We start from the raw sequence: 25052 nt of genomic DNA, 5'->3' as shown, positions 1-25052 counted from the left end.
CAGAGGAGGGTCAAGGGAGTTTCTCCGGATTGACTGGGTGACGCGTTCTCCACAGCGACCAGAGAACGCCGGCGAGCAGGATGGCGAAAGTCACACTCAGCGAAATGGCGGCCGGAAACTTTTCCCACCCCATCAGGTCGGCCACGAAGATCTTGGAGCCGATGAAGATGAGCAGCACGGCCAGAGCCTGCTTCAGATAGGCGAAGCGGTGAATGATGGCCGCCAGCGCGAAGTACAGGGCGCGCAAGCCCAGGATGGCGAAGATGTTGGAGGTGTAGATGATGTAGGGGTCGGTCGTGATGGCGAAGATGGCCGGGACGGAATCGACCGCGAAGATCACGTCGGCAATCTCGATCATGACGAGTGCCAGAAAGACCGGCGTCACGAAGGTGGCCAGTTTGCCGGTCTTCGGGTCCGGCAGTTTGACGAAGAAGCGCTCGCCGTGAAGCTCGTCCGTTACCCGCAGCCGCCGCTTGAGCAGGCGCAGCAGAGGATTGTCGGCCAGGTCGTGGGACTTGTCGGCCATGGCGATCATCTTGATCCCGGTCAGGATCAGGAAGGCGGCGAAGATGTAGAGGATCCAGCCGAACTCGGAGACGAGGGCTGCGCCGCCCGCGATCATGACGGCGCGAAGCACGATGACGCCCAGAATCCCCCAGAACAACACGCGGTGCTGGTACTTCTGGGGGATGGCGAAGTAGCCGAAGATCATGGCGATGACGAAGACATTGTCCATCGCCAGCGATTTCTCGACCACAAAGCCGGTCAGGTATTCGATACCCGACTGAGCCCCCAGACTGTGCCAGACCCAGCCGCCGAACCCGAGGCCCAGGGTCAGATAACCCAGCGACATCATAAGGCTTTCGCGCACCCCGATCTCGCGGTGCTTCTTGTGGAGCACGCCAAGGTCGAGGACGAGCAGAATGACGACGAGGGCCAGAAAGGAGGCCCACATCCAGACCGGCTTGGTCAGGACGTCTTGAGCAAGAAATTCCATGAAGGGCTGCGCTTACCAAGGTGACCGCGAAAGGACGCGGGAAATGAGGATGTTGTAGCGGGTCGGACACCAGCCGAGATCAGGATGTGCCGGCCCAGTCCGTGCGTCGTGTTTCAGGACGCAGGCTGGGCGGCGGCTGAGGGGAATAGCCGCCGCCCATTGACGTCATCGCTGTGCGGACGCGATGCGCCGGTCCAGCGACAGAAGTCGATCCTTGATCGACAGCTTTTTCTTCTTGAGGGTCGCGATCACGTGATCGCTCGGTCGAGGACGGGACCGCTCCTCTTTCAACGCCTTCTCCAGAAGGGCGTGCATGCCGCGCAGGCGGCGCTCGAAAACATTGGACATCATGCCTCTCCGTTTATGAACGGGGCGGCGATCCGGAGCTCGTACAGGCCTGTTGCCAGCGATCGGACCCAGGATCGGGCGCACCCGATGCAAACCGACATCACGATCACGATGATCGTCAGAGGGGCCCGGACTGCTTGAGAACAATGCCCGCGCAGGTCTGCTGGGACCAATCAGAAAGTGTGATGCGGCCCATAATCGACTGTCATGGTCCGCTCGGACCGCGCTCGAGAGCACGCAAGACCTCCTGGGCCAGCAGAGCGGTTGGCCCTCCCGCCCCGCGCGCCGAGACCAGGGCGATTTCGCTGTCGGCCAGATCAGGCAGACCCGACCGCAGCACCGTCAGGTCGCGCGGTGCCATCGCGGCCGGCAGGACGCCGACGCCGAGCCCGGCCCGCAACGCCGCCATCTGACCGGCCAGGCTGGGCGAGGTGAAGGAAAGTCTGAAACCGATACCGGCGTCCGACAACGCCGCCAGGGCCCGCTTTCGATAGATGTCCGGGGCCGGGGCCACGATGAGGGGCAGCGGCGAGGTCTCCAGCACGGACGGGTCCAGGGCGAGCCAGACCAACGGCTCGCTCCAGACCTTCACGCCCAGTTCGGGTCCCACGGGCTCGCGCTTGATCAGGGCCAGATCGATCAGTCCGCGTGAAAGCTGGTCCAGCAGATTGGCGGTGTAGTCGCACACGACCGAGAGCTTGATGCGCGGATGGTTGCGCGCAAAGGCTCCCAAAATGGCTGGCAAATGGATGGTCGCGATGTCTTCCGGGGCACCAAACCTTACTTCGCCCTCCAGGTCGCCATCACCCAGCGTGGACAGGATTTCGTCGTTCAGCCGCACCAGACGGCGGGCTTGTGGCAGCAGCGTCGCGCCTTCGGTCGTCACAGTCATCTGGCGTCCCGTCCGGTCCAGAAGCGGCGATCGCAGCTGGTCTTCGAGACGCCGAAGCTGCAGGCTGACGGCGGGTTGTGAACGGCCCAGAAGGCTGGCTGCGCGTGTGAAGCTGCCGGTATCGACGACCGTGACGAAGGCGCGCAGAAGGTCGATATCGAGATTGACCAGACGCTGTGTCATCGCATGAGGATCCGTTATCGCAACGCTACCCCTCATGCAGGAACCGAGGAGGTCGGTCCACGACGCGCGATGTCAGAAATTGACGGTGACACCGACGAAGGGCGCATGGCCGACGCGGTCCTCGGCGCCGTCGCGGATATCCTGCTGTCTCAGATAGCCCAGGCTGATGTCATACCGGCCAAAGCCGCGCTCGAAGCCGACGAAGGTGCGCAAACCGGTCAGACCTGTCTGTCCGCCGGGCTCCGTATTGCGAAGGGTGAAAAACAGTTCCGCATCTCCCGTCAGGGCCCAGCCGTTTTCATCCTCGGTGAGAGGCACGGTCGTGCCCATTCTCTGCCGCAGCCGCCAGCCGGTATCTGGGTCGACATTGACGAACCGCTGCTCCAGTCGCGTTCTGAATTCGAGCGGACCCCAGTCGTAGCCGACCTGCTGCAGCAGGCGCACCTCGCGCTCGTCCGGGCCGTTCCAGCGGTGCTCGACACCGACATTCCAGTCCCGGCCCCGGCTGTCCTCGCGCTTCAGCCACAGACGGGCGAAATAGGTGTCGTCGCGTGGATCGGTGCGCAGCCGCTGGGCCGTTTCCAACTCGACAGACGTGCGGTCGTCCAGCGATGTTGCGAAAGAGGGATTGAACCAGAACTCGCCCGCTTCGTCCTGTGCCAGGACCGGTGAGGCGAGCGCAAGCATGACGCCGGCCGCAACAAGGGCCGTCCCGAAGCAACGCATGACAGAATCCTGAAAAGACAGAAGAGGGCGCGACCGCATCGACGGTGGCGAAATCCCTCTCTCTGAAAGGCAACAAGGAATCCGGCCGCGCACAACTCCGGCGCGGCCGGTCCTGGGTCGTTAGTCCGGGTCGTAGGGCAGCGAAGAATGATGCAGGACGATGCGCAGGGCCCCGTCTGCATCACGCACCCAGCCCCAGGTCTTGTTGACCGTGGTCACATCGCCCTTGTCATTCGTCAGCATGACATTGCCTGTCGAGATGGCGGTTGTACCGTTGATCACCACAGTGGCGTTGTCGATCTCGTAAGACTGCCAGCCCTTCAAGGCAAAGCCGGTGTCCTCTGCAAAGTTTGAGTTGCCTCCGACGAAGTAGGCCAGTGCCGCCTCGCGGGTGGTGCGAAATGTCGTGTCGCCATGCGCCAGGGTCGGCTTGAAGGCGACAGGCCCCAGATTATAGCCATAGGCGGCGTCCAGAACCTGCCCGGCCAGACGCGTGGCGGCGGCCTGACCGTTGGCCTTGTACTCCTGAGAGATGGAAACAAGGGCCGCACCCCAGGCGCGCTGCGCGGCCTCGACCTCGGCAACGGTAATCGGCGCGGCGGCAGCGGCAGGTCTCAGGTTCGCGACCGGATAGCTTGCGCCCGACGTCGTGGCCCGATCCGGCAGGGCCAATGCGGGGCCAGCGAACAGCAGTGTGGCGACAGTGGTGAGGGTCAGCATCTTGCGCATCGTGACGTCCTTTCGTGAACCGCTCGTGCGGCGATGACGACAAGGTGCGGCTTCACGGTCGGACGCACATCAGCCTGACGGCTGGCCGCACGACCTATGCCATATGGCATACGACAGCGGCTCGCCGGTTTGGTAGAACAGAACCGGTCAAGGAGGAGCGACGTGTGCAGGCAGACAGTACGCTATCGGGACTGGATGTCCGGACCCTGTTCCGCGACTCCCAGGCGCGCGCTGCCCGGCTGAAATTGCTGATCGAGGTCAGCCGCGATCTGGCGGCCGCCGACCGGGATGGTCTTGATGCGGCGATCGACAGGGCCGCCTTGAAGGCGGCGCGGTTCGCCGGCTTCAGAACGGGCTCGCTGGTCGAGGGTGGGCTCACGGTCGCCGACGGGGACCTGGCCATACCCCTGCAAGCGCTGGCCGAGCGGGGCCGGGTCGGCGTCAGCCTGCTGTTTTCCGCCCCGTCCAATCCACAGACACTTGCGAACGAGGAGGATGCGGCAGCGCTGAGTCTGCTGGTCGAGATGATCGAGGCCCGGCTGACGGTAGAACTGCAGCGCCGCAAGGAGGCCGAACTGATCCATCGCCTCGCGGCGCGGGAAAAGGAGCTCGAACAGGTGCTGTCGCGCGTGGTCAGCGCTCAGGAGCGGGAACGCGCGGCGATCTCCGCCGATCTGCACGACGGCGTGGCCCAGACCATGTCCGGTCTGCACCGCCATCTTGAACTGGTCCATCTGGATTTGCCGCCCGGCAATGAGGCGGCGGCCGCAAGGCTGCAGGACCTGGTCCGTATCGCCCGCACGGCGGTTTCCGATCTGCGCGGCGTCATAGCGGGACTGCGCCCGCCCAGCCTTGACGACCTCGGGGTCGTCGCGGCCCTGAGGGAGGAGGCGAGCAAGCTTGAGAGCGCCGGACATCAAGTTACGGTCGCGGATAGCCTCGGCAGACGTCTGCCCGGCTGGCTGGAGACCCTGTTGTTCAGGGTTGGCCAAGAAGCGTTCAACAACGCCTCCAAACATGCACCCGGTGCGGCGGTCACCCTCGATCTTGCGGTGTCGGCGGATCGAAGTTCCATAGTGCTTTCCGTGCTGACATCGGGGGGCACGGCTTCTCCGAGTACAGGCGATCCGTCCGCCGCCCGTTTCGGCCTGGAGATCATGCGCGAGCGGCTTGCAGAGGTCGCCGGACGGCTGGAGGCGGGGCCCGTCGCCGGTGGATTCAGCATCCGCGCGTCCGTTCCTGTGGCGGGTCTGTGACATGCGCATACTGATCGCGGACGATCATGAGTTGACCCGCGCCGGCCTGAGGGCCGTCATCGACCGGGAACCCGACCTTGAGGTCGTATCGGAAGTCGCGTCAGGCGAGGCAGCAGTCGCCGCCTGCGCGGAAGGCGGCCTCGATCTGGCCATTCTGGACATTCGTTTCGGGGCGGGCATGACGGGTCTGGAAGCGGCGCGTCTCATCCTGGCGGCAGGCTCGACGCGGGTTCTGATGCTGACCCTGCACGATACGGCGGAGTATGTTCGTAGTGCCTTGGCCGCAGGCGTGACAGGCTATGTTTTAAAGGATGCGGGGCGCGAGGACCTGTTGCATGCCATTCGGACGGTCGGCTCCGGCGGCACGGCCCTGCCCGGAGACCTCCTGCGTCTCGCCATCGCGCCCTCCGCCGGGCCGTCGCCCAGTGATCTTTCCCGACTGACCCCGCGCGAGCATCAGGTGCTGGAACTGGTGGCGCAGGGGCTGACCAACAAGGCGATCGGCCGGGCGCTGGGGATCGGTCCGGGCACGGTCAAGGTCCATGTCGAAAAGCTGATCGCCAAGTTGAATGTGACCGATCGCACCCAGGCCGCTGTTCTGGCGACGCGAGCGCAATCGTGACGCGCCTGAGACGTCGAACCGGCCTGGCAGCGGCCTGGGCGGACCTGGGTCTGGGCGCGAAGGGTCTGATCGTGGTCGCCCTGCCGCTCGCCATTCTGCTGGCCAGTATCGGGGGCCTTCACCTGTCAGGGAGAGCCCAGGCCGAGGCCGAGGCACAGGTCCGCCTGACCTTTGCGATCCAGCGGGATATCCACGAAGTGCATGCCCTGCTGGCCGAGGCCGCCAGCGGTGTCCGTGGATACCGGCTCACCGGGCGGCAAGCATTCCTGGAGCCTTATGTTAAAGCCGAGGCGCTGCTGCCCGATACGCTCGACCGCCTTCGCCGCACGGCACGGGACGGTGAGATTCGGCAGCGGCTTCAGCGCGTCGATCAGCTGGTCATCCAGAAGCGCGAGGGCTTGGCCCAGCTGGCGGCCATGCCCGGTGCCGGCACCTCGATCGGGCTTCAGGCTCCGGAAGTCACCCGGGCCCTGATAGCCAACAAGGCCGTGCTGGACCAGCTGCGGGCCGAGATCGAGGCCATGCAGGCCCGCGAGGCCGAGCTTCTGGCACAGCGCCAGGCCAAGGCCGATGACGAGCGCAGGCGGACCTGGAGCCTCAGTGCCGTCCTTGCAGGCGTCGGCCTTCTGGGTGGTCTGGCCGCGGCCCAGCTGCTGTTCACCGGCATCGTGCGGCGCGTGCGCGGGCTGGAACGGGAGGCAGAGCGTCTGGAACGCGGCGAACCGCTCGACACCCCCGACGCGGCCCGCGACGAGATCGGCGGCCTGGCGCGTCGGCTCTCGCAGGCCAGCGCCCTGCTGCGGTCGCGTGAGGCGGCGTTGAAGGAGGGGGAGGAACGTTATCGCCGCGTTATCGAGGGCGTGAGGGACTACGGTATTTTCGCCCTGGACGTCGATGGGCGGGTCGTGAGCTGGAACACCGGTGCCGAACGGATCAAGGGCTGGTCCGCCGACGAAATTCTGGGCCAGCATTTCTCGACCTTCTATCCGGCGGACACCCGCGCCGAGACGCCGGCGCGGCTTCTGGAGGTCGCGCGCCGCGAGGGTCGCGTGGAGGACGAAGGCTGGCGACTGCGCCGCGACGGCCGTCGCTTCTGGGCCAATGTCGTCATCACGGCGCTTTACGACGATGACGGCGTCCTGACCGGTTTTTCGAAGGTGACGCGCGACGTGACCGAACGCCGCCGGGCGGACGAAGCCCTGAGCCAGGCCCGTGCAGAGGCCGAACGCGCCAGTCGGGCCAAGACCGACTTTCTGTCGCGCATGAGCCACGAACTGCGTACACCCCTGACAGCTATGCTTGGGTTCAATCAGTTGCTCGATATGGATTGCGAAACCCTGACCGACGATCAGGTCCATGCCGTGGATCAGATCGGCAAGGCGGGCGCCCACCTGCGGGCGATGATTGAGGAGGTGCTGGACATCGCCCAGATCGAGGCGGGCGGCCATGCGCTCAGCCCGACGGCGGTGGCAATCCGGCCCCTCATCGAGGACGTCCGTAGCCTGACAGGCCCTCAGGCAGCCGCCGCCGGTGTTGAAATCCGCACGGCCTCAGACGGCGAACTGTCGGTGATGGCCGACCGGCGCGCTACCCTGCAGATCATCCTCAATCTGGTGTCCAACGCGATCAAATACGGGGCCCGTGGCGGTGTGGTGGAGATCGAGGTCGCGCCGTGCGGGGCGAACGTCTGCATCACGGTGTCCGACGAGGGACCCGGCATATCCCCGGACATGGTCGACCGCCTGTTCACGCCCTTCGATCGTCTGGATGCCGAGCGCTGGAGCGGCGTCGACGGATCCGGTCTTGGCCTGACCCTCTCGCAGGGCCTTGCCCGCGCTCAGGGCGGGGACATCAACTATCGCGCCCGCGAGGGCCGATCGGGCGCGGTCTTCACCGTGACCCTGCCTCGCAGCGAGCAGCCGACGGAAGTGACCTCGTGAAGATCGTTCCCCATGATCCCCTCGTAAAAGCCGCCCGAATCCTGGCCGTGGACGACGAGGCCGCCAACCTCAGCCTGGTCGATCGGGCGTTCCGGCGCGAGGGCTTCACCAACATCGTGACCTTTCTGAATGCCCGCGAGGCCCTGGCCGACTTCGCCGCGACACCGCCTGATCTGGTGCTGCTGGACCTCATGATGCCAGGCTTCGACGGTTACGAGTTCCTGGAGAGTTTCCGGCGTCTGACGTCCGACACCGACTACCTGCCCATCCTCGTCCTGACTGCCGATTCGACCATGAACGCCCGCCTTCGGGCCTTGTCACTCGGTGCTAACGACGTCCTTCTCAAACCCTATGACGTCGGCGAACTGCTGATGCGCAGCTGGGTTTTGTTGGATACGCGGCGACGGTTTCAGACCCGGTGACGCCGCGCCGGAAGCATCAACTAGAGCCGCGAGGCCGGCGCGCGTTGGAAGCAGCGTGCCATTTGATTCCGTTATAGCGTCCATCAATCTAATAAACTGGGTAGCCTCCGGAGACGAAGCCATAGGCCGGGTGTTTTTTACAAGGGGCCCTGAATGCTTGATCTCTCCGCCAGCCTGTCGCTGCTGACTTCACCCGCCATATTATTCTTCTTCATAGGCGCGCTGGCCGCGCTGGCGCGGTCTGATCTGGCTGTCCCGGAGCCGGTGGCTAAGGCGCTTTCGCTGTATCTGATGCTTTGCATCGGGTTCAAGGGCGGGGTGGAGGCCAGGGCGGCGGGCCTGGACGGCGATTTCCTCACCGCGGCGGCCCTGGGTCTGGGGCTGAGCGCCACCATGCCGCTGCTCGCGATCTTGGTTCTGCGCAGGATGATCCGCTTGGATAGGCCCACCCTGTGCGCCCTGGCAGCGACCTATGGCTCGGTCTCGGTCGTGACCTTTGCAGCCGGGCAGCAGCACCTTGCCGCGATCGGGCTGACCGCTGGGGGTTACATGGCGGCCGTCCTCGCTCTGATGGAGACCCCGGCCATCCTGACGGCGCTGATCGTGCTGAATGGTGCAGGCTGGCGCGAGCCGGGGCGGCGAAGGGCCATCCTGCGGGAGGTATTTGTCGGTGCCGCCACCGTCATGCTGCTGGGCAGCTTCATCGTCGGGCTGATTTCCGGACAGGAGGGTCTGTCGCGGCTGGACGTGTTTGTCGGACCCCTGTTCCACGGCGCGCTCTGTTTCTTCCTGCTGGACATCGGCCTGACGGCAGCACGACGGTTGATGGAAGGGGGGCGCAAACTCAGCCCCGGCATCATTGGCTTTGCGGTGGTCTTTCCCTTGGTCTCCGCCGCACTCGCCCTGGGTCTATCGCGCTTGGCAGGCCTTGAGGTGGGGGATGCAGCTCTCCTGACCATTCTGGCGGGTTCAGCGTCCTACATCGCCGTTCCTGCGGCCATGCGCCTGGCCGCGCCAGAAGCCGATCCGGGGGTCTTCGTCACGGCCGCCTTAGCCATAACCTTCCCGTTCAACTTGATTGCGGGAATCGCGCTCTACACGGCCGCAACCACTTGGATTTGGACGTAATCGAGCTCAAGGCCCCGACAGCGTAGGGGGGTAGCCGTGCGACCCCAGCGACCATGTTTGGATAGCCAAGTCTTCGTCTACTGGGACATAGCGGGTGGTAAACGCGAACGGCTCTTTTTTTTGACGCGGATAGGATCAACACCGAACTCCAGACCCTCCACGACGCCGGCGACCGATGGCGTTACTAGCCCGTATATGACCGGATAGGGCAGCGCCTGGCCGCTTGAGCAGTCCGGATTGATCTGACCTTTCTGCAAGAAAACTGACCCATAGGCAGCCGTCGCTTGGAGGCCTTGTTTTGTTCGGGCCGGTGGCGGCGCTGTCAGTCCAACGCCAACAGGTCTCTGCTCGGCTCTGTGCAAAGCAGAGCCTGCGAGCAGGCTTCAGCGGGAAGCCGGCTGATGGAGTTCGCCAATGCGCTCCATTGGCCTAGCCGGGTGATTGACTTCATGATGATACTGGGCCGCTCCTGAGGTCGGCACGTACTCATTGGTTCGATCTGCAATCGCTGCCCACTGGGCCTGGACCTTCGCGGCGGCGTCGGCCGCGCGTCCAATAAACGTGCCACAGGTCATTGTAATGTGGGCTTGTTCGAACGCTCCCGATCCAGCGAGCAATATTACGCGGCTGGGAGCGTCGTCAGCGACTAGGGCGACGACGCCCGGACTGACTAGATCGGAAGATAGATTTTTTAGGTCATGCTCGGAATAAAGGCCCTGCGTCATCTGCGTTGCGGCGCTCGGGGCCAGGCAGTTGACGCGAATGCCATGGCGTTCGCCCTCCAGAGCCAAGGTCTGCATCAGGCCGACAAGAGCCATCTTTGCGGCGGAATAGTTAGCCTGTCCAAAGTTGCCGTAGAGACCCGACGATGAAGTTGTGAAGACGATCCGGCCATAGCCTTGATCGCGCATATGCGCCCAGGCAGCCTTAGTCAGATTGACCGAGCCCATCAGGTGCACGTCGACCACCAGCTGGAAATCGTCCAGGTCCATTTTGGCAAAGGTGCGGTCGCGCAGGATGCCGGCATTGTTGACCACGATGTCGATCGAACCCCAGCGCGCGACGGTGTCTGCCACCATCTCGTCCACCGCCTGCCGGTCGGTCACGCTGCAGACGACAGCGGACGCCTGACCGCCGGCGGTCACGATTTCCTTCACGACGGCATTGGCACCGTCGGCGGCCATGTCATTGACGACGACGCGCGCGCCATGGGCGGCCAGAGCCAGGGCGTGGCTGCGTCCCAGCCCTCCGCCAGCCCCTGTGACGATGGCGACGCGTCCCGTCAGGTCAATGCTCATGGATGTCTTCCCTTGTCCCGCTTCCGGACGATGTGTCGAAAAGGGCAGGCAGACCTCATCCTGTCGCAAAGGTCAATATTCACCAGGCGGCTAGTGAAGATTGACACAGATGGTGTTTGGTGAAACGGTCACCCCATGGCGTCGTCAGAACGCCGAGGGAACATCGAGGGAGGATCGACATGAGCCGCAGGCTTTGGACCACGACATCTGCTGCCGTCCTGCTGTGGACCGGCGCGGCGCATGCGCAACAGGCACCGACCACGCCTCAGGATCCTGAGGCGACCGAGCAGATCTCGACGATCGAGGACGTCGTCGTGACGGCCGAGCGTCGGACGTCCAACCTTCAGGAAACGGCCGTGGCCGCCACAGTGCTGAGCGGCCAGGACCTGGAAAATCGGGGCGTTACCTCGCTGGACCAGCTGCAGTTCGTGGCCCCGTCCACCACGGTCCAGAACTACGGCCAGGGCAACTTCTTCAACGTGCGCGGCATCGGCAAGTCCGAGCCGACCACGGCGGTCGGCGTCGGCGTCATCACCTATCGCGACGGCGTGGCCGCCTTCCCGGGCTATTTCCAGACCGAGCCCTATTACGACATCGCCAGCGTCGAGGTCCTGCGCGGCCCGCAGGGCACCTTCGCCGGGGCCAATGCCACGGGCGGTGCGGTCTTCATCACCGCCCGCAATCCGAACTTCACGGATGTGAACGGCTATCTGATGGGCCAGCTGGGCAACTATGAGAACGTCAAGTTCCAGGGGGCCGTCAATGTGCCGATCACCGACACCCTGGCCACCCGCTTCGCCTTCAACACCGAGACTCGCGACAGCTTCCACGACATCACCGGCCCCTATACCGGCACGCCCGGCCAGGTCGATACGCGCAGCTTCCGCGCCAGCGTGTTGTGGACGCCCACGCCGGCCCTGCGGATCCTGCTGAAGGGCGACTACAACGATCTGGACTTCGGTGGATATCCGGCCGATCCGGCGCTTTCGACCAACGACCCCTTCAAGATCACGGCCAATGGCCCGCATTCGGGCCGCGACGAGTTCGCCCGGGTCTCGCTGAACGCCAGCTACGTCTTCGACAATGGCATCACCCTGCGGTCGATCACCGGCTATCAGGACGGCATCAGCGAGTTTTCGACCGATCTGGACGGCACCTCGGCGCTGAACAACACCTTCTACGACCGGGTCGAGGAAGAGGTCTTCTCGCAGGAGATCAATCTGATCTCGCCCGACGACCGGCGCTTCAAATGGCTGCTGGGAGCCTATTACCAATACGACGACGTGGTCTTCCCCGTCACGACCTTCCCGGAAGGGGCCTATCACGTCGGCTTCCCCGAGGGTGTCGTCGACTATTACATCTTCGGCGAGACGCCCAAGGAGACCAAGGCGGTCTTCGGCCAGATCAGCTATGACTTCAGCGACCGCCTGCAGGTCCAGGTGGGGGCCCGATATGCTGAATCCACCTCGACCAACGATAATGTCTACACGACCTATCCCGCCTTCGGACTGGTGCTGTTGCAGAACGACGAGGTGCAGGACGAGAAGGTCACGGGCAAGCTGACCGTCAACTACAAGCTGGACGAGAACAACTTCTTCTACGGCTTCGTCGCCACGGGCAACAAGATGGGCGGCCTGAACGCGCCCAACTTCTACGTACCGGCCAGCAGTTTCGAGGCGGAAGAGGTCACCGATTACGAGCTGGGCTGGAAGTCGACCCTGATGAACGGCCAGCTGCGCACGCAGCTGGGGGCCTATTACATGGTCTATCAGAACTTCCAGGTCATCATCGGCGACCCCGAGGTGCCGCTGTTCAACTCCATCGCCAATGTGACGGACGACACAATCCTGATGGGGATCGAGGGGTCGGCTCAAGCCCGCTTCGGGCCTTGGGCGCTGGATGCGGCGATCTCGGTTTCCAACTCCGAACTGGGCGAATTCTTCGCCGCCGATCCGCGCGTGAGCCGCACGGGGCTGTGCGATCCCCTGACCGGACCGGCGACGGCCAACTGTCAGAACCTGGATGGCAACAACCAGAGCTATGCGCCGGAACTGACGTTCAGTGCCGGGGTCCAGTACGACTTCACCTTCGGCAACGGGGCCACCCTGTCGCCGCGCATCGACTATGCCCACATCGGCGAGGCCTTCACCTCCATCTTCAACAATGAGGCGCTGGGTGACCGGCTGGAGGCGCGCAACATCGTCAATCTGAAGCTGACCTATGCGCACAAGGACTGGATCCTGGCGGCCTATGCCGTGAACGCGACGGACCAGACCTATATCGCCGCGATCAATGCGGGCCTGCGCTATGCCGGACCGCCGCGCCAGTTCGGCATCAACCTGATGAGGACGTTCTGATCGGCAGGTGAGGGGGCGGCCCTGCGTTGCTCCCTCCCTCGATCTGATCGCGTTGCTTTCCCTGACCCTGGACCCCCGCTGATATGGCTTTCGCCCGCTTGCAGGCTTCTGAAATCACAGGCGGCGTCGTCTGATGGACCGGTACCCGGCCCTGATGCAGGACTATGGCCTGACCGTGGATCGGTTTCTCGACCACGGGGCGAAATGGCATGGCCGGGCGCGGGTGGTCACGGCCGGAGAGGGCGGCAACGACACGACAACCGGCTATGCCGATGTGCGCGAGCGGGCGAACCGGCTGTCCGGGGCTCTACTCTCTCTGGGTTTGCAGCCCGGCGACCGTATAGCCACCCTGGCCTGGAACACCCGGCATCATGTGGAGGTCTGGTACGCGGCCATGGGCGTGGGCCTGGTCTGTCACACTCTGAACCCGCGTCTGACGGTCGATCAGCTGGCGGCCATGATCGTTCAGGCCGAGGATCGCCTGCTGGTGGTCGGGGCAGGGCTTGGCGAACTGACGGATCAGCTGGTCGCCCGGTGTCCGCATCTGGAGCGCCTTATCGTGCTCGACGACGACGATTGGGCGTCACAGTCTGCCCTTCCCACGATGGGGCTCGAAAACCTCCTGGCGTCGGCCGGACGTCCGGTGCCGTGGGGACAGATCGACGAGCGAGCGCTGGCCGGGCTGTGCTTCACCTCCGGAACAACCGGCGCGCCCAAGGGGGTCGGCTACACCCACCGGTCCAACTATCTGCACACCCTGCGCGCGCTTCAGGCCGACGCCATGGCCCTGACGGCCGAGGATATGGTGCTGGTGGCCGTGCCGATGTTCCACGCCAATGCCTGGGGCCTGCCGTTTGCCGCGCCAGCGGTCGGAGCCAGTCTGGTCCTGCCGGGACGGGCGATGGATGGGGCCAGTCTGGGCGGGCTGATCGCGCGTCACGCCGTGACGGTGGCGGTGGGTGTGCCCACAATCTGGCTGGGTCTGCTGGATCATCTGGATGCCACAGGTGCCGAGACACCCAGTCTGGAGCGGGTGATCATCGGGGGCTCCAGCTGTCCCGATGCCCTGCTGAAGCGGATGGAAAGCCGGCTGGGCGTCACGGTCCAGACCAGCTGGGGCATGACGGAACTGTCGCCCCTAGGCACCATTTCGCCACGTAACCAGGCGGGCGGTTCGGCGCGGGGCGCGGGTCGTCCGCCCATGGGACTGGATCTGCTGCTGACGGACGCAGCCGGCGAGCCTTTGCCGGAACAGCGCAACACCGAGGGGCATCTGAAGATCCGCGGGGCCAGTGTCGTGCAGAGCTATTACGGCGCGTCCCAGCCCGCGCTGGATGCCGACGGCTGGTTCGACACGGGCGATCTGGCGATGATCGACCATGACGGAAACCTGCATCTGGCGGGCCGGTCGAAGGACCTGATCAAGTCCGGAGGCGAGTGGATCAACCCGGTCGAGATCGAGGAGATCGTCGGGGCCTTGCCGTCGATCGGCCTGGTCGCCGTCATTGGCCAGACGGATGCCAAATGGGGCGAACGCCCCCTGATGGTCATCGAAGCCGCCCAGGGCGAGGTGGTAGAGGATGCCGAGCTCAAGGCCAGCCTGAAGGGGCGGGTCGCCGACTGGTGGATTCCCGAGCGGATCGTGCGGGTCGAGGCCATGCCCCTGGCCGCGACGGGCAAGATCAACAAGACGCAGCTTCGCGCCACATACGGGGGCGCATAGGATGATCGGCATCGCCGTCCATGAGTCGGTGCGCCAGTTTCAGGGCGTGCCGAACCGTCTTGAGGTTCCCGTCATGACCCAGCCCGTCCGCAAGCCACGCCGCAAGGCCGAACAGCGTGCCGAAAGCCTGGAACAACTGCTCGACGCCGCCGAGGAGCTTTTCTCTCAGCACGGTCTGCACGGGGTGACGATCAAGGATATCGCCGACAAGGTCGGGGTCCACAAGTCGCTGATCCACTACTATTTCGAAGACAAGCAGGACGTCTTCGACAAGGTGATGGCGCGCCGCGCCCCGGTCACCAGCGGCCGCCGGATGGACGCCCTAGATGCCTATGAACAGGCGGCCGGGGGCAAGCCGACGGTGGAGGGCGCGCTGCGGGCGTTCCTGGACACCGACCTGGACACCTATTCCACCGGCGGAGAAGGTTGGCGCTATTTCGGGGCCTTGAGCGCGCAGCTGAACAACACCCCGGCCTGGGGGGCCGAGGTCATGGACCGGCTGTTCGACCCTGTCGTCCTGCGGCTGATCAGCCTGCTGAAGCAGGCCCTGCCGGACTGTGCCGAGGAGGACATCTTCTGGGGCTATCACTTCGTGACCGGCGCCCTGACGCTCAGCCTGGCCCGGACCGGACGGATCGATCACCTGTCGGGCGGTCTGTGCCAGTCCGACGACTTCGAGGCCATCAAGGCCCGGATGGCCACCTTCATGGCGCACGGCTTTATCGGCATGTGCCAAAGCCGCGCGGCCCAGCGGCGACTTGCGGCCCCCGATGGCTGAGCCCCTCCGCCTTCCGGTCACGGCTCGGCCCGAAGACGTCGGATTCGATTCCGGGCGTCTGGGCCAGATGGCCGACTGGATGGCGGACCTGGTGGCTACGGGCCAGATCGCGGGGGCCACGACCCTGCTGATGCGGCATGGCCGGATTGCGGACTTCAGAAGCTTTGGATCGGCCCGGCTGGACGACGCACAGCCCCTGTCGCCTGACGCCCTGTTCCGCATCTACTCCATGACCAAGCCCATCGTGTCGGTCGCCATGATGATGCTGTTCGAAGAGGGTCGGTGGAGCCTCGAAGATCCCATCACCCGCTTCCTGCCAGAGTTCGAGGGTCAGCCCGTCTATGCGGGCGTCCAGGCGGACGGATCGCTGGCAACAGAGCCCGCCCTGCGTGCGCCCACAATGCGCGAACTGATGAGCCACACTTCGGGCCTCGGCTACGGCCTGTTCGACGTCCACCCCATCGAACGGGCCTATCGCGATGCCGGCGTGCTGACAGCTGACAGCCTGGACGATCTGGCACGGCGGGCGGCAAGAATCCCGCTGATGTTCCAGCCGGGCAGCGAATGGTTCTATTCCGTCGGCTCGGATCTTCAGGGCCTGATCATTGAGCGGCTCACGGGCCAGAGCCTGGGCGACTTTCTTCAGTCGCGCGTCTTCGGCCCACTGGGCATGGTCGACACGGCGTTCCGGATTTCGCCAAAGAAGGCCGAGCGGCTGGTCACCCTGTATGCCGACGACGGCACCGGGGCGTTGAAGCCGGCGACCCATGCCTTCGACATTCCCGTGCACGATGTGATCGCCCCGATCGCCATGGAGAGCGGGGGAGGGGGGCTGGTCTCGACGGCGATGGACTACGCGCGTTTCGGCCAGATGATCCTGAACGGCGGCGTGCTGGACGGCGTGCGGCTTCTGGCACCCGAAACGGTCACGCTGATGGCGACCAATGCCATTCCGGACGCGGTGCTGCAGACAACCAATCCGCTACGGCTGCTGACTTTCAATCCCGCATTCGGCTTCGGCCTGGGCTTTTCCATCGTGCGCGATCCGCAGGCTCTGGGCGTGTCGGAGGGCCGCGGCACCCTGGCCTGGGGTGGGGGCGGGGGGACCTGGTTTTGGGTCGATCCCGAAAACGACGTCGTCTTCGTCGGCCTGATCCAGCGCGTCGCCGATCCGGTCAGCCAGATCTTTCGCGGTCGCGCCCGCACCCTTGTCTACGCCGCTCTTACCCATCCTGAAAAATAGACGGGCCCCAAGGTCCGCTTCACCGAGGAAACGTTCATGACCCACGATACGGCCATCGGCTCGGAGCCGGTCATCGCCAGACCCTCCGTCGGGACCCGCGCCTGGGTGGCTCTGGGGGCGCTGTGGTTCATCTATGTGCTGAACTTTCTGGATCGCCAGCTGCTGTCGATCCTGGCCAAGCCCATTCAGGACACGCTACAGATCAGCGATGGACAGCTGGGCCTGCTGGGTGGGCTGTACTTCGCCTTCTTCTACTGTTTCATCGCCATCCCGGTGGGCTGGCTGGCGGACAAGACCAATCGCGTGGCGGTGCTGGCCATCGCCTGCGGGATCTGGAGCGCGGCGACCATCGCCTGCGGACTGTCGCGCAACTTTGGCCAGCTGGCGGTCTCGCGCATGACGGTCGGGTTTGGCGAGGCCGGGGGCGTGCCACCCTCCTATGCCATCATCACCGACTATTTCCCGCCCGGTCGCCGAGGCATGGCTCTGGGCCTCTACAACCTGGGGCCGCCCATCGGCGCGGCGATCGGCATCGCCTTCGGGGCATCGGTCGCGGCTGCCTTCAGCTGGCGAGCCGCCTTCGTGGTGATCGGGGTGGTGGGGCTGGTGGCGGCTGCGGCGCTGATGCTCATCGTCAAGGAACCGAAGCGGGGCGGACTTGATCCGGCCCTGGCACCGGAAGCGCCCAAGGCCAGTTTCTGGGGCACGTTCCGAATGTTCTTCTCGCGCCCGACGCTTGTTCTGGCCTCGCTGGGCAGCGGCATCACCCAGATCATCACCTATGGGCTGGGCAACTTCGCCACCCTGTTCCTGATGCGCGAGAAGGGCATGACCCTGGCCGATGTCGCCCTGTGGTACGCCATCGTCGTCGGCGTCGGCATGAGCGCGGGCATCTTCGCCTCGGGCTGGCTGATCGACCGGTTCACACGCCGTTCGAAACAGGCCTATGCCTTCCTGCCGGCCATCTCCCTGACTTTGGCCATACCCTTCTATCTGGCCTTTCTATGGGCCCCCAGCTGGCCACTGGCGCTGGCGTTTCTCAGCTTCCCGACCTTCCTGAACTATTTCTACCTCTCGTCTTCCGTCGCCTTCGTCCAGTCCGAGGTGCGGCCTGATCAGCGGGTGATGTCCGGCGCGCTGCTGCTGCTGATCATGAACTTCATCGGCATGGGGGTCGGCCCGACCTTCGTGGGTTTCGCCAGCGACTATTTCAGCACGGCCCATCCGACCAACTCGCTGCAACTGGCGCTCTATGCCCTGACGCCGGTCTATCTCGTCGCCATCGGATTGTTTCTGGGGCTCGCCCGGCTTCTGCGCCGGGACATCTCGCGTGTGGGAGGTGTGCAATGACCGGGCGGTGCAGATTGGCGGCCGCCATCGGGGGGCTTTCGATCCTAGCGGGCTCCGGCCTTTTCTCGGCGACGGCGGCCGCCGCTCAGGATCGCCCGACCATCACCGCGCCGGCCGGAGTGGTTCGAGGACGGCTTCAGGGCGACATCCGCGTTTTCAAGGGTTTGCCCTATGCGGCTCCGCCGACCGGTGCCTATCGCTGGCGGCCCCCCATGCCCGCTCCGGTCTGGTCGGGGGTCAAGGACGCCGCCGACTTCGGTCCGGCCTGCATCCAGCCGACGCCGGGCGCGCCGCACATCTATTCCAACAGCCTGGGGGCGACGAGCGAGGACTGCCTGTCGCTGAACATCTGGTCGCCACATGCGGCCCGCGAAGCGCCGGTGATCGTCTGGATCCACGGCGGCTCCCTGGTCGCCGGTTCCAGCAAGGAGGTCTATTACGACGGCGCGGCGTGGGCTCAAGAAGGGGCCGTCGTCGTGACGATAAACTATCGCCTCGGCGTGCTGGGCTATCTGGCCCATCCGGACCTCAGCGCGGAATCGCCGGTCGGCATCTCCGGCAACTACGGTCTGATGGATCAGATCCAGGCCCTGCGCTGGGTCCAGCAGAACATCGCCGCCTTCGGGGGTGATCCGTCGAATGTGACGATCGCGGGCGAGTCGGCTGGCGGGCTCAGCGTCCTCTATCTGATGACCTCGCCCCTCGCGAAGGGTCTGTTCCACAAGGCGATCGCACAGAGCGCCTATATGATCTCCGCGCCCGAGCTGAAGACGGCCGCGCACGGCATGCCCGCCGCCGAGACGGCCGGAGCCACCCTGGCGCGCAACCTCCAGGCCCCCAGCCTTCGCGTGCTGCGCAGCATGAATGCCCAGACCCTGACCGATGCATCGGTGATGGCGGGGTTCGCGCCGTTCGGCGTGGTGGATGGCGTGGTCCTGCCGCGGCAGCTGGTGGACACATTCGATCGGGGGGAGCAGGCTACCGTTCCCGTTCTGGCCGGGTTCAACAGTGGCGAAATCCGCTCCCTGCGCATGCTGGCCCCGCCTGTTCCCGGCAGCGCCGCCGAGTACGAGCGGATCATCCGCGAGAAATACGGCGATCTGGCCGACGATTTCCTGGCGCTCTATCCATCGTCCAACATGGGCGAGAGCATTCTGGCGACGACGCGCGACGCCCTCTACGGCTGGACGTCCGAACGTCTGGTCCGGTCGCAGACGGAAAGGGGCCACCCCTCGTTCCTGTATCTGTTCGACCACGGCTATCCGGCGATGGACCAGGCCGGTCTTCACGCCTTTCACGCCAGCGAGCTTCCCTATGTGTTCGGCACGCTGAACAACACGCCGCCGCTCTGGCCGAAGATCCCGGACACCGCGTCCGAGCGCGCCTTGTCTGACACCATGATCGACTACTGGATCAGCTTCGCACGCTCAGGTCGCCCCTTGGCCGCTCAGGCGGACTGGCCCGCCTATGGCTCCACTGAGGCCTATGTGACGTTTCGCAGCACGCCAATCCCGGCAAACGACCTTCTCCCCGGCATGTTCGAGCTGCATGAGCGGGCCATGTGCCGACGCCGCGCGAGCGGCGACCTCGCCTGGAACTGGAACACAGGACTTTTTTCGCCGAACCTTGGCGCACTGAACTGTTGAAGACGATCGGCGCGTCACAGCAGTCAGGTCGCGCGTCTCCGCGTCAGCCCTGGTGCATTGTTTAACGACAAAGGACTGGGTGGCGGTGCGTTCAGTCTGGCGCGAACTTGTCTCCACTGCGCGGAGTGAGGGCGGAGGGCGCAGAGCCTATCTGGCGAGCATCTTCGGGACCCGCTTGCTGAGGATCTCGGCGGCGAATATGGGACCGTAGCGGTTTCACCACAGCAGCACCGTCTCGTCCCAGATGTCGATGCCACTGTCGGCCAATAGGTCTTCCAGGTTCTGCGGCGACAGTGGGCATCTAACGTACATCATCACCACAAGCCGAATGACCTTGGCTGAGCTCTCGAAGTAGCGAAACGGGTTGGTGCCCTTGCCTATGCCGGAAACGCTATGCGTACCGCATTTGCGGCTGGCTAAGTTGGGGCAGACGAGACCATAGCGAGCGTTATCTCGGCAGGTCTGTGCCGCCAAGCCTGGCTGAAGGGGACGATCGCCCGTGCAAGGCTGGTGGGGAGGGGGGAGCGTCAGTATCCCACGACGGTCGGCAGCGACTGCCAGATGATCGAGATCAGGGCGAGAAAGGCTCCGAGCCGGGCGAGGGTATTGGCCAGATCGATGGTGTCGGTGCCGCCATCAGCGCGTCGTAGCGCGTGGATAAGCAGTCCGAGGGCGATCATGGCGCAAAAGGCACTAAACGTCAGACCAATCAGACGCCAGGTGGGGGCGTCCGCATCGGAGACCACGTCCCCAATGCTGGCGATCGTATAGACCCCGACGAAATGGACGGCCCACACGAGAAGGCCTCCCAGCATGTAGAGCCAGCGCTGCATTCGTCAGCCCGGAAACAGGCGAGTGAGCAGAACAGAGATCAGTCCCTGGACCGCCGTATAGCCGAGGAAGAGGCCAATGAGCTGGAAGGTCGACGGCCGCCCCGCTTCCACATGACCACTGATCCAGCGCAGCAGGGCATAGAGCCCCATGATTGCCGAGGTAAAGACAAAGAAGCCTTGCCAGGACAGGAAAAAGAAAACCGTCGCGCCCTGACCGGACACCTGGGGCCTGAGATCCGTGGCCATCCATCCGGCCAGATCGATCGTCCAGCCGCCGCCGATCAGGGCGAGGGAGGTCAGCATCAGGCCGGTGGCGATGACCGGGCTGCGCGGCCGGTCCAGAGCCAAGGCGGCGTTGGACGCGCGGACCCCGATGATTGCGAGGACGTAGAGGATCGCGGTGGTGATCAGCCCTGTGGAGGGCGGCGCGACCCACGCCAGCGGATTGCGGCTCCACAGGAAGACGTAGGAGAAGGCCGTCATCACAAGGATCATCCCGGCGACCACCAGGGTGATGACCATGGCCCACCAGCCGTGGCTGCGAGGCCCGCTCATATAGGTGGGCACCCGGATGCCCGCGCCGATATCGACCTCGGGCTGGACACGGGGCCGGTCCAGGAACCAGCACCACTGGAAGATGCAGTAGATGGCCAGGACGCCGCAGATAGCCGAGACCCAGTAGGCCTGTATCACCAGCAGCAGGAAGAAGGCCGCCGTGAAGACGGCCGCCCAGACGTGCCAGCCCGACGGCCGGGGCATCCGCTGCAGATACTGGGGTTCGGCGGTCAGGGGGCTGGTGACCAGGGTCTCTCGGTCGCCGGTCGGGGCATCAGGCAGGAAGTAGCGGCCGGCTTCCACGTCGCGGGCGAGATCGGGCTGGTCCCAGAGGGGATAGCGGGTGGTCACGATCGGAATGCTGCGGGTGGAGTAGAGGCCCGTCGGCAGCCATTCCAGACCGCCGGACTCGAAGACATTGCCGGCATCTCTAGGGCCGAAGGGACGGAAGTTGCGGATCATGTCGACGATCCAGATCAAGACGCCCGCCGCGAACAGGAAGGCGCCGACCGTCGAGATCATGTTGGGGATATCCCAGCCCCGGTCCGGCAGATAGGTATAGACCCGGCGCGGCATGCCCATGAGGCCGGTGAGGTGCATGGGCAGGAAGGTGACGTGGATGCCCGCAAACATCAGCCAGAAGACCCATCTGCCCAGCCGCTCGCTGAGCGGCCGCCGGGAGGACATCGGGGTCCAGAAGTAGATCGCCGCAAAGAAGGGAAAGACCATGCCGCCGATGAGGACATAGTGCAGGTGGGCCACGATGAAATAGCTGTCGTGCGCCTGCCAGTCGAAGGGCACCATGGCCACCATCACCCCGGTCAGGCCGCCCATCACGAAGACCGTCAGCGAGCCCAGCACGAACAGGCCGGGGGTCGAGAACTGCATGCGGCCGGCGGCGATGGTCGCGATCCAGGCGAAGACCTGGATGCCGGCCGGCAGGCTGACGGCCATGGAGGCCGAGGAGAAGAAGCCGATCGAGATCGACGGCATGCCGGTCGTGAACATGTGGTGCGACCAGACGCCGAAGCTGATGAAACCCGTCGCGATCATGGCGAGCACCACCAGCCGGTATCCGACCAGGGGCGTGCGCGCGACCGCCGCAACCATGGTCGACATGGCGGCCGCGGCGGGCAGGAAGATGATGTAGACCTCAGGGTGGCCGAAGAACCAGAACAGGTGCTGCCACAGCAGAGGATCGCCGCCCTTCAGCGCATCGAAGAAGGGCCAGCCGAACGCCCGTTCCAGCTCCATCAGGGTCGTGGCCAGGATCACCGACGGGAAGGCGATGATGATCATGCACGCAAAAATCAGCATGCCCCAGGCAAAGATCGGCATCTTGTCCAGCGTCATGCCCGGCGCGCGGTTCTTCAGCACCCCCACGATGATCTCGATGGCCCCCGCGATGGCCGAGATCTCGATGAAGCCGATGCCCAACAGCCAGAAGTCGGCGTTGATCCCCGGCGAATAGGTCATCGAGGTCAGGGGCGGATACATGAACCAGCCGCCATTCGGCGCCAGGCCGAAGAAGATCGAACAGAAAAAGGCCAGGCCGCCGATCAGGTAGGCCCAGAAGGCATAGGCGCTGAGCCGGGGAAACGGCAGGTCGCGCGCGCCCAGCATCTGGGGCAGCAGCAGCACGCCCAGTGCCTCCACCGCCGGCACCGCGAACAGGAACATCATGATGGTCCCGTGCATGGTGAACAGCTGGTTGTAGGTCTCCTGCTCCAGGAAACCGTTCAGCGGCAGGGCCAGCTGGGTCCGCATCAACAGCGACAGGATGCCCGCCAGCACGAAGAAGAGCATCGCCGCGCCGATGTAATAAACGCCGACGTAGTTGTTGTTGATGACGGTGATCCACTCCCAGCCCTTGGGACCGCACCAGATCTTTTCGAGCTTTTCGAGCTCGTCTTCCGGCCGCTCACCACTGGTCGGAAATCGCTTGTAGAGCTCGGGGTCGAAGCCGGTCTCGCTCTTGGCTTCGGTCATTCCAAGCTCTCGAGGTAGGCGGAGACGTCACGCAGTTGCTGGCCGGTCAGCACCGGATAGGCGGGCATCCGGTTGCCGGGCTTGATGGCCTGGCTGTTGGAAATCCAGCCGGCCATTGTGCCCTGGTTATTGGGCAGGATGCCCGCGCCCAGCGTGCGGCGCGATCCCACATGGCTGAGGTCGGGTCCGGCCTGGCCGTTGGCCTCGGTGCCAGCGACGGAATGGCAGGCACCGCACCCCGCTTGCGAAAAGACCTGTCGACCCGCCGAAGAGGGCAGGGCGGTCACTTGAAGACCGCGGCTGGGAGCCGCCTGCTTCGCGCGCCATGCGGCGAAGTCCTCGGGCGTGTGGGCAACCACGATCAGGCCCATCAGGGCATGGGGCCCGCCGCAGTATTCAGCGCACTGACCGCCGTAGGAGCCGGGCTCATCCGCCTGGAGACGAAGGATGTTCCGGCGTCCGGGGATCATGTCCATCTTGCCGCCCAGACGCGGCACCCAGAAGGAATGGATGACGTCCGCCGCTTCCAACTCGAAGACCACAGGCTGCCCAATAGGGATGTGGACCTCGTTGGCGTCCTGAAATGCTTCCCGTCCCTGGCCGTCCAGATAGGCGACCCGCCACCACCACATCTCGCCCGTCACCCGTACGCGCATCTCGCCGGGCCTGGGGTCCGCGCTGAGCTCGCGGGTCAGGCTCAGGCCCCAGACCAGCAGGACCGACAGCACGACGGTCGGGAAGGCGAGGCCTAGCGTCCAGAGGACCTTCTGGCCCCCGATCCTCCGGCGCCAAGAGCGCGGCCCGAACAGGGCGACGCCAAGGGCAAGCATGACGATCAGGAACACGCTGGCGGCCATGACGATCAGGACCCAGGACAGGGTGTTGACAGGGCCGGCGAAGGGTCCGGCCGGGTCGAGCGCGGGTGGAGGCCAGCCCTGGAGGCCTTCTATCGGTTCAGTCATGGTCCAACGTATACAGATAAGCCGCCACGTCTCGAGCTTCTTCGGACGTGATGGGCATGGCCGGCATTCCGGTAGAGGGGTTCATCGACGGCGCGCTCCTCACCCAGACCGCCAAGGTCTCGGGCTGGTTGGGGAACCGGCCGGCGATCATCGATCGGTCAGCAAACCCGTCGAGCGAACCACCGACCGTGCCCTGGGGCCAGGCCACCCCGGGGATCCGGTGACAGGCGGCACAGCCAACCCGCTCGATCACAGCCTTGCCCGCAATGGCTTCAGCACCCGTGAGGGCGCGGGGCTGTTCGCGCTTGTCCGCACAGCCGACGACGAGCGGCAGCCCGAGCAGTGCGGTCGTGACTGCTGCCAGCCGGACGCCCCGTCCTCTCCGCTGCTGATCGTCATGATGCATGGCCCCTCCATCCGGACCAATCCGCAACAAGCGTCGCGGTTCCAGACAAAAGGAACCTGAGCCGTTAGCCCGTGTTCCGTTGCCATGCAGACGGTTTTCGGCTCCAGGATTTTGCTGCTCGGTGTGCTGGCCGTGCTCGGCGGCTGTGAGCTGCCAGTCAGCGAAACCGATGCCGCCTTGACCGAGACCGGCGAACTCGTGGCGCTGAGCGGCGGGACGAGCGGAGCGGCCAATGCCTGTTTCAGTTGCCATGGTCTGCAGGGGCAGGGGGACGGTGTGAGTGTGCCCAGGCTGGCAGGGCTGGATGCGGGCTATCTGCAGAAGCAGATGGAGGACTATGCCGCTGACACCCGTCACCATGACGTCATGAGCGCCATTGCGCGGCGGATGGATGCGGACAGTCGTCGCGACGTGGCCTTCTATTATGCGTCGTTGCCGGCGCCGGTCAGAGGTGACCCGCCCTTGATGACTCCCGCGATCTGGACGCAGGGTCATTCGGTGCGCGGCGCAGCCACGTGCGCGAGCTGTCATGGCATGGCCGGTGAAGGGGTTGGACCCGGCAATCCCGCGGTTTCCGGCCAGCCGGCAGCCTATACCATCGACCAGCTGCGACGCTGGCAGCGGGCCGAGCGCCGGAACGATCCTCGAAATGTGATGGCCGAGGCGGTG

At 64.9% G+C, this 25052-nt stretch carries 21 protein-coding genes and 1 pseudogene; 12 read left to right on the top strand and 10 right to left on the bottom strand.

Annotation, left to right across the window (positions count from 1 at the left end; translation table 11 throughout):
- Positions 1-10: 10 nt before the first annotated feature.
- From ACE3TH_RS02705 to ACE3TH_RS02685, 5 genes are all read right to left on the bottom strand, one after another.
- Positions 11-997 carry a TerC family protein gene (locus tag ACE3TH_RS02705; protein ID WP_374597061.1) on the bottom strand — a complete coding sequence of 329 codons (987 nt, stop codon included), beginning with the start codon at positions 995-997 and terminating at the stop codon, positions 11-13.
- Positions 998-1162: 165 nt separating this feature from the next.
- Positions 1163-1348 (bottom strand): DUF465 domain-containing protein, encoded by a 186-nt coding sequence (locus ACE3TH_RS02700; protein WP_374597059.1) that lies wholly within the window; start codon positions 1346-1348, stop codon positions 1163-1165.
- A 202-nt stretch (positions 1349-1550) separates the two neighbouring features.
- On the bottom strand, positions 1551-2420 hold the full coding sequence (locus ACE3TH_RS02695; protein ID WP_374597057.1) for a LysR substrate-binding domain-containing protein: 870 nt from the start codon (positions 2418-2420) through the stop codon (positions 1551-1553).
- A gap of 72 nt (positions 2421-2492) precedes the next feature.
- Positions 2493-3146 (bottom strand): DUF2490 domain-containing protein, encoded by a 654-nt coding sequence (locus tag ACE3TH_RS02690; protein ID WP_374597055.1) that lies wholly within the window; start codon positions 3144-3146, stop codon positions 2493-2495.
- A 120-nt stretch (positions 3147-3266) separates the two neighbouring features.
- On the bottom strand, positions 3267-3875 hold the full coding sequence (locus ACE3TH_RS02685; RefSeq protein WP_374597053.1) for a phosphoribosyl-AMP cyclohydrolase: 609 nt from the start codon (positions 3873-3875) through the stop codon (positions 3267-3269).
- 164 nt (positions 3876-4039) lie between these two features.
- On the opposite strand from ACE3TH_RS02685, the gene ACE3TH_RS02680 reads away from it, so the two are divergent.
- The 5 genes from ACE3TH_RS02680 to ACE3TH_RS02660 all read left to right on the top strand — a co-directional run bounded on the left by ACE3TH_RS02680 (position 4040) and on the right by ACE3TH_RS02660 (position 9243).
- A complete protein-coding gene (locus ACE3TH_RS02680) occupies positions 4040-5131 on the top strand; it encodes a sensor histidine kinase (protein WP_374597051.1) in 1092 nt (363 codons plus the stop codon).
- 1 nt (position 5132) lies between these two features.
- On the top strand, positions 5133-5753 hold the full coding sequence (locus tag ACE3TH_RS02675) for a response regulator (RefSeq protein WP_374597049.1): 621 nt from the start codon (positions 5133-5135) through the stop codon (positions 5751-5753).
- Positions 5750-7693: an ATP-binding protein gene (locus ACE3TH_RS02670; RefSeq protein WP_374597047.1), complete on the top strand. Its 1944-nt coding sequence runs from the start codon at positions 5750-5752 to the stop codon at positions 7691-7693. The genes ACE3TH_RS02675 and ACE3TH_RS02670 overlap by 4 nt, the downstream gene beginning before the upstream one ends.
- Positions 7690-8115 (top strand): response regulator, encoded by a 426-nt coding sequence (locus ACE3TH_RS02665; protein ID WP_374597045.1) that lies wholly within the window; start codon positions 7690-7692, stop codon positions 8113-8115. The genes ACE3TH_RS02670 and ACE3TH_RS02665 overlap by 4 nt, the downstream gene beginning before the upstream one ends.
- Positions 8116-8268: 153 nt before the next feature.
- Positions 8269-9243 (top strand): sodium-dependent bicarbonate transport family permease, encoded by a 975-nt coding sequence (locus ACE3TH_RS02660; protein WP_374597043.1) that lies wholly within the window; start codon positions 8269-8271, stop codon positions 9241-9243.
- A 383-nt stretch (positions 9244-9626) separates the two neighbouring features.
- On the opposite strand, the gene ACE3TH_RS02655 is transcribed toward ACE3TH_RS02660, so the two are convergent.
- Positions 9627-10541: an SDR family NAD(P)-dependent oxidoreductase gene (locus tag ACE3TH_RS02655; protein ID WP_374597041.1), complete on the bottom strand. Its 915-nt coding sequence runs from the start codon at positions 10539-10541 to the stop codon at positions 9627-9629.
- Positions 10542-10720: 179 nt separating this feature from the next.
- On the opposite strand from ACE3TH_RS02655, the gene ACE3TH_RS02650 reads away from it, so the two are divergent.
- The 6 genes from ACE3TH_RS02650 to ACE3TH_RS02625 all read left to right on the top strand — a co-directional run bounded on the left by ACE3TH_RS02650 (position 10721) and on the right by ACE3TH_RS02625 (position 19638).
- Entirely contained in the window at positions 10721-12898 is a 2178-nt protein-coding gene (locus tag ACE3TH_RS02650; protein ID WP_374597039.1) for a TonB-dependent receptor, read from the top strand.
- 133 nt (positions 12899-13031) lie between these two features.
- Positions 13032-14621 carry an AMP-binding protein gene (locus ACE3TH_RS02645; RefSeq protein ID WP_374597037.1) on the top strand — a complete coding sequence of 530 codons (1590 nt, stop codon included), beginning with the start codon at positions 13032-13034 and terminating at the stop codon, positions 14619-14621.
- A gap of 73 nt (positions 14622-14694) precedes the next feature.
- Positions 14695-15399: a TetR/AcrR family transcriptional regulator gene (locus ACE3TH_RS02640; protein ID WP_374597111.1), complete on the top strand. Its 705-nt coding sequence runs from the start codon at positions 14695-14697 to the stop codon at positions 15397-15399.
- Positions 15392-16642 carry a serine hydrolase domain-containing protein gene (locus ACE3TH_RS02635; RefSeq protein WP_374597035.1) on the top strand — a complete coding sequence of 417 codons (1251 nt, stop codon included), beginning with the start codon at positions 15392-15394 and terminating at the stop codon, positions 16640-16642. The genes ACE3TH_RS02640 and ACE3TH_RS02635 overlap by 8 nt, the downstream gene beginning before the upstream one ends.
- Before the next feature lie 36 nt (positions 16643-16678).
- The gene (locus ACE3TH_RS02630) at positions 16679-17992 is read left to right on the top strand and encodes a spinster family MFS transporter (protein ID WP_374597034.1); all 1314 of its coding nucleotides are present in this window, start codon (positions 16679-16681) and stop codon (positions 17990-17992) included.
- Positions 17989-19638, top strand: a complete 1650-nt coding sequence (locus ACE3TH_RS02625) for a carboxylesterase/lipase family protein (RefSeq protein WP_374597032.1) — start codon at positions 17989-17991, stop codon at positions 19636-19638. Before ACE3TH_RS02630 ends, ACE3TH_RS02625 begins: the two co-directional genes overlap by 4 nt.
- A gap of 527 nt (positions 19639-20165) precedes the next feature.
- On the opposite strand, the gene ACE3TH_RS02620 is transcribed toward ACE3TH_RS02625, so the two are convergent.
- Genes ACE3TH_RS02620 through ACE3TH_RS02605 form a run of 4 tightly spaced genes read right to left on the bottom strand, consistent with a single transcriptional unit; the run spans position 20166 to position 24383 of the window.
- A complete protein-coding gene (locus ACE3TH_RS02620; RefSeq protein ID WP_374597030.1) occupies positions 20166-20471 on the bottom strand; it encodes a hypothetical protein in 306 nt (101 codons plus the stop codon).
- A 3-nt stretch (positions 20472-20474) separates the two neighbouring features.
- Complete coding sequence (locus ACE3TH_RS02615) at positions 20475-23015, bottom strand: cbb3-type cytochrome c oxidase subunit I (protein ID WP_374597028.1); 2541 nt, start codon at positions 23013-23015, stop codon at positions 20475-20477.
- On the bottom strand, positions 23012-23977 hold the full coding sequence (coxB, locus tag ACE3TH_RS02610) for a cytochrome c oxidase subunit II (protein WP_374597026.1): 966 nt from the start codon (positions 23975-23977) through the stop codon (positions 23012-23014). Before coxB ends, ACE3TH_RS02615 begins: the two co-directional genes overlap by 4 nt.
- A complete protein-coding gene (locus ACE3TH_RS02605; protein ID WP_374597024.1) occupies positions 23970-24383 on the bottom strand; it encodes a c-type cytochrome in 414 nt (137 codons plus the stop codon). Before ACE3TH_RS02605 ends, coxB begins: the two co-directional genes overlap by 8 nt.
- Positions 24384-24467: 84 nt before the next feature.
- On the opposite strand from ACE3TH_RS02605, the pseudogene ACE3TH_RS02600 reads away from it, so the two are divergent.
- Positions 24468-25040 (top strand): annotated as a pseudogene (locus ACE3TH_RS02600) (cytochrome c); the annotation flags it as partial.
- Positions 25041-25052 lie beyond the last annotated feature (12 nt).

This window comes from Brevundimonas sp. (genome assembly GCF_041919755.1).
Classification (GTDB): Bacteria; Pseudomonadota; Alphaproteobacteria; order Caulobacterales; family Caulobacteraceae; genus Brevundimonas.
Note: the sequence above shows the minus strand (reverse complement) of the source record. Positions and strands in the feature narration are given on the sequence as shown.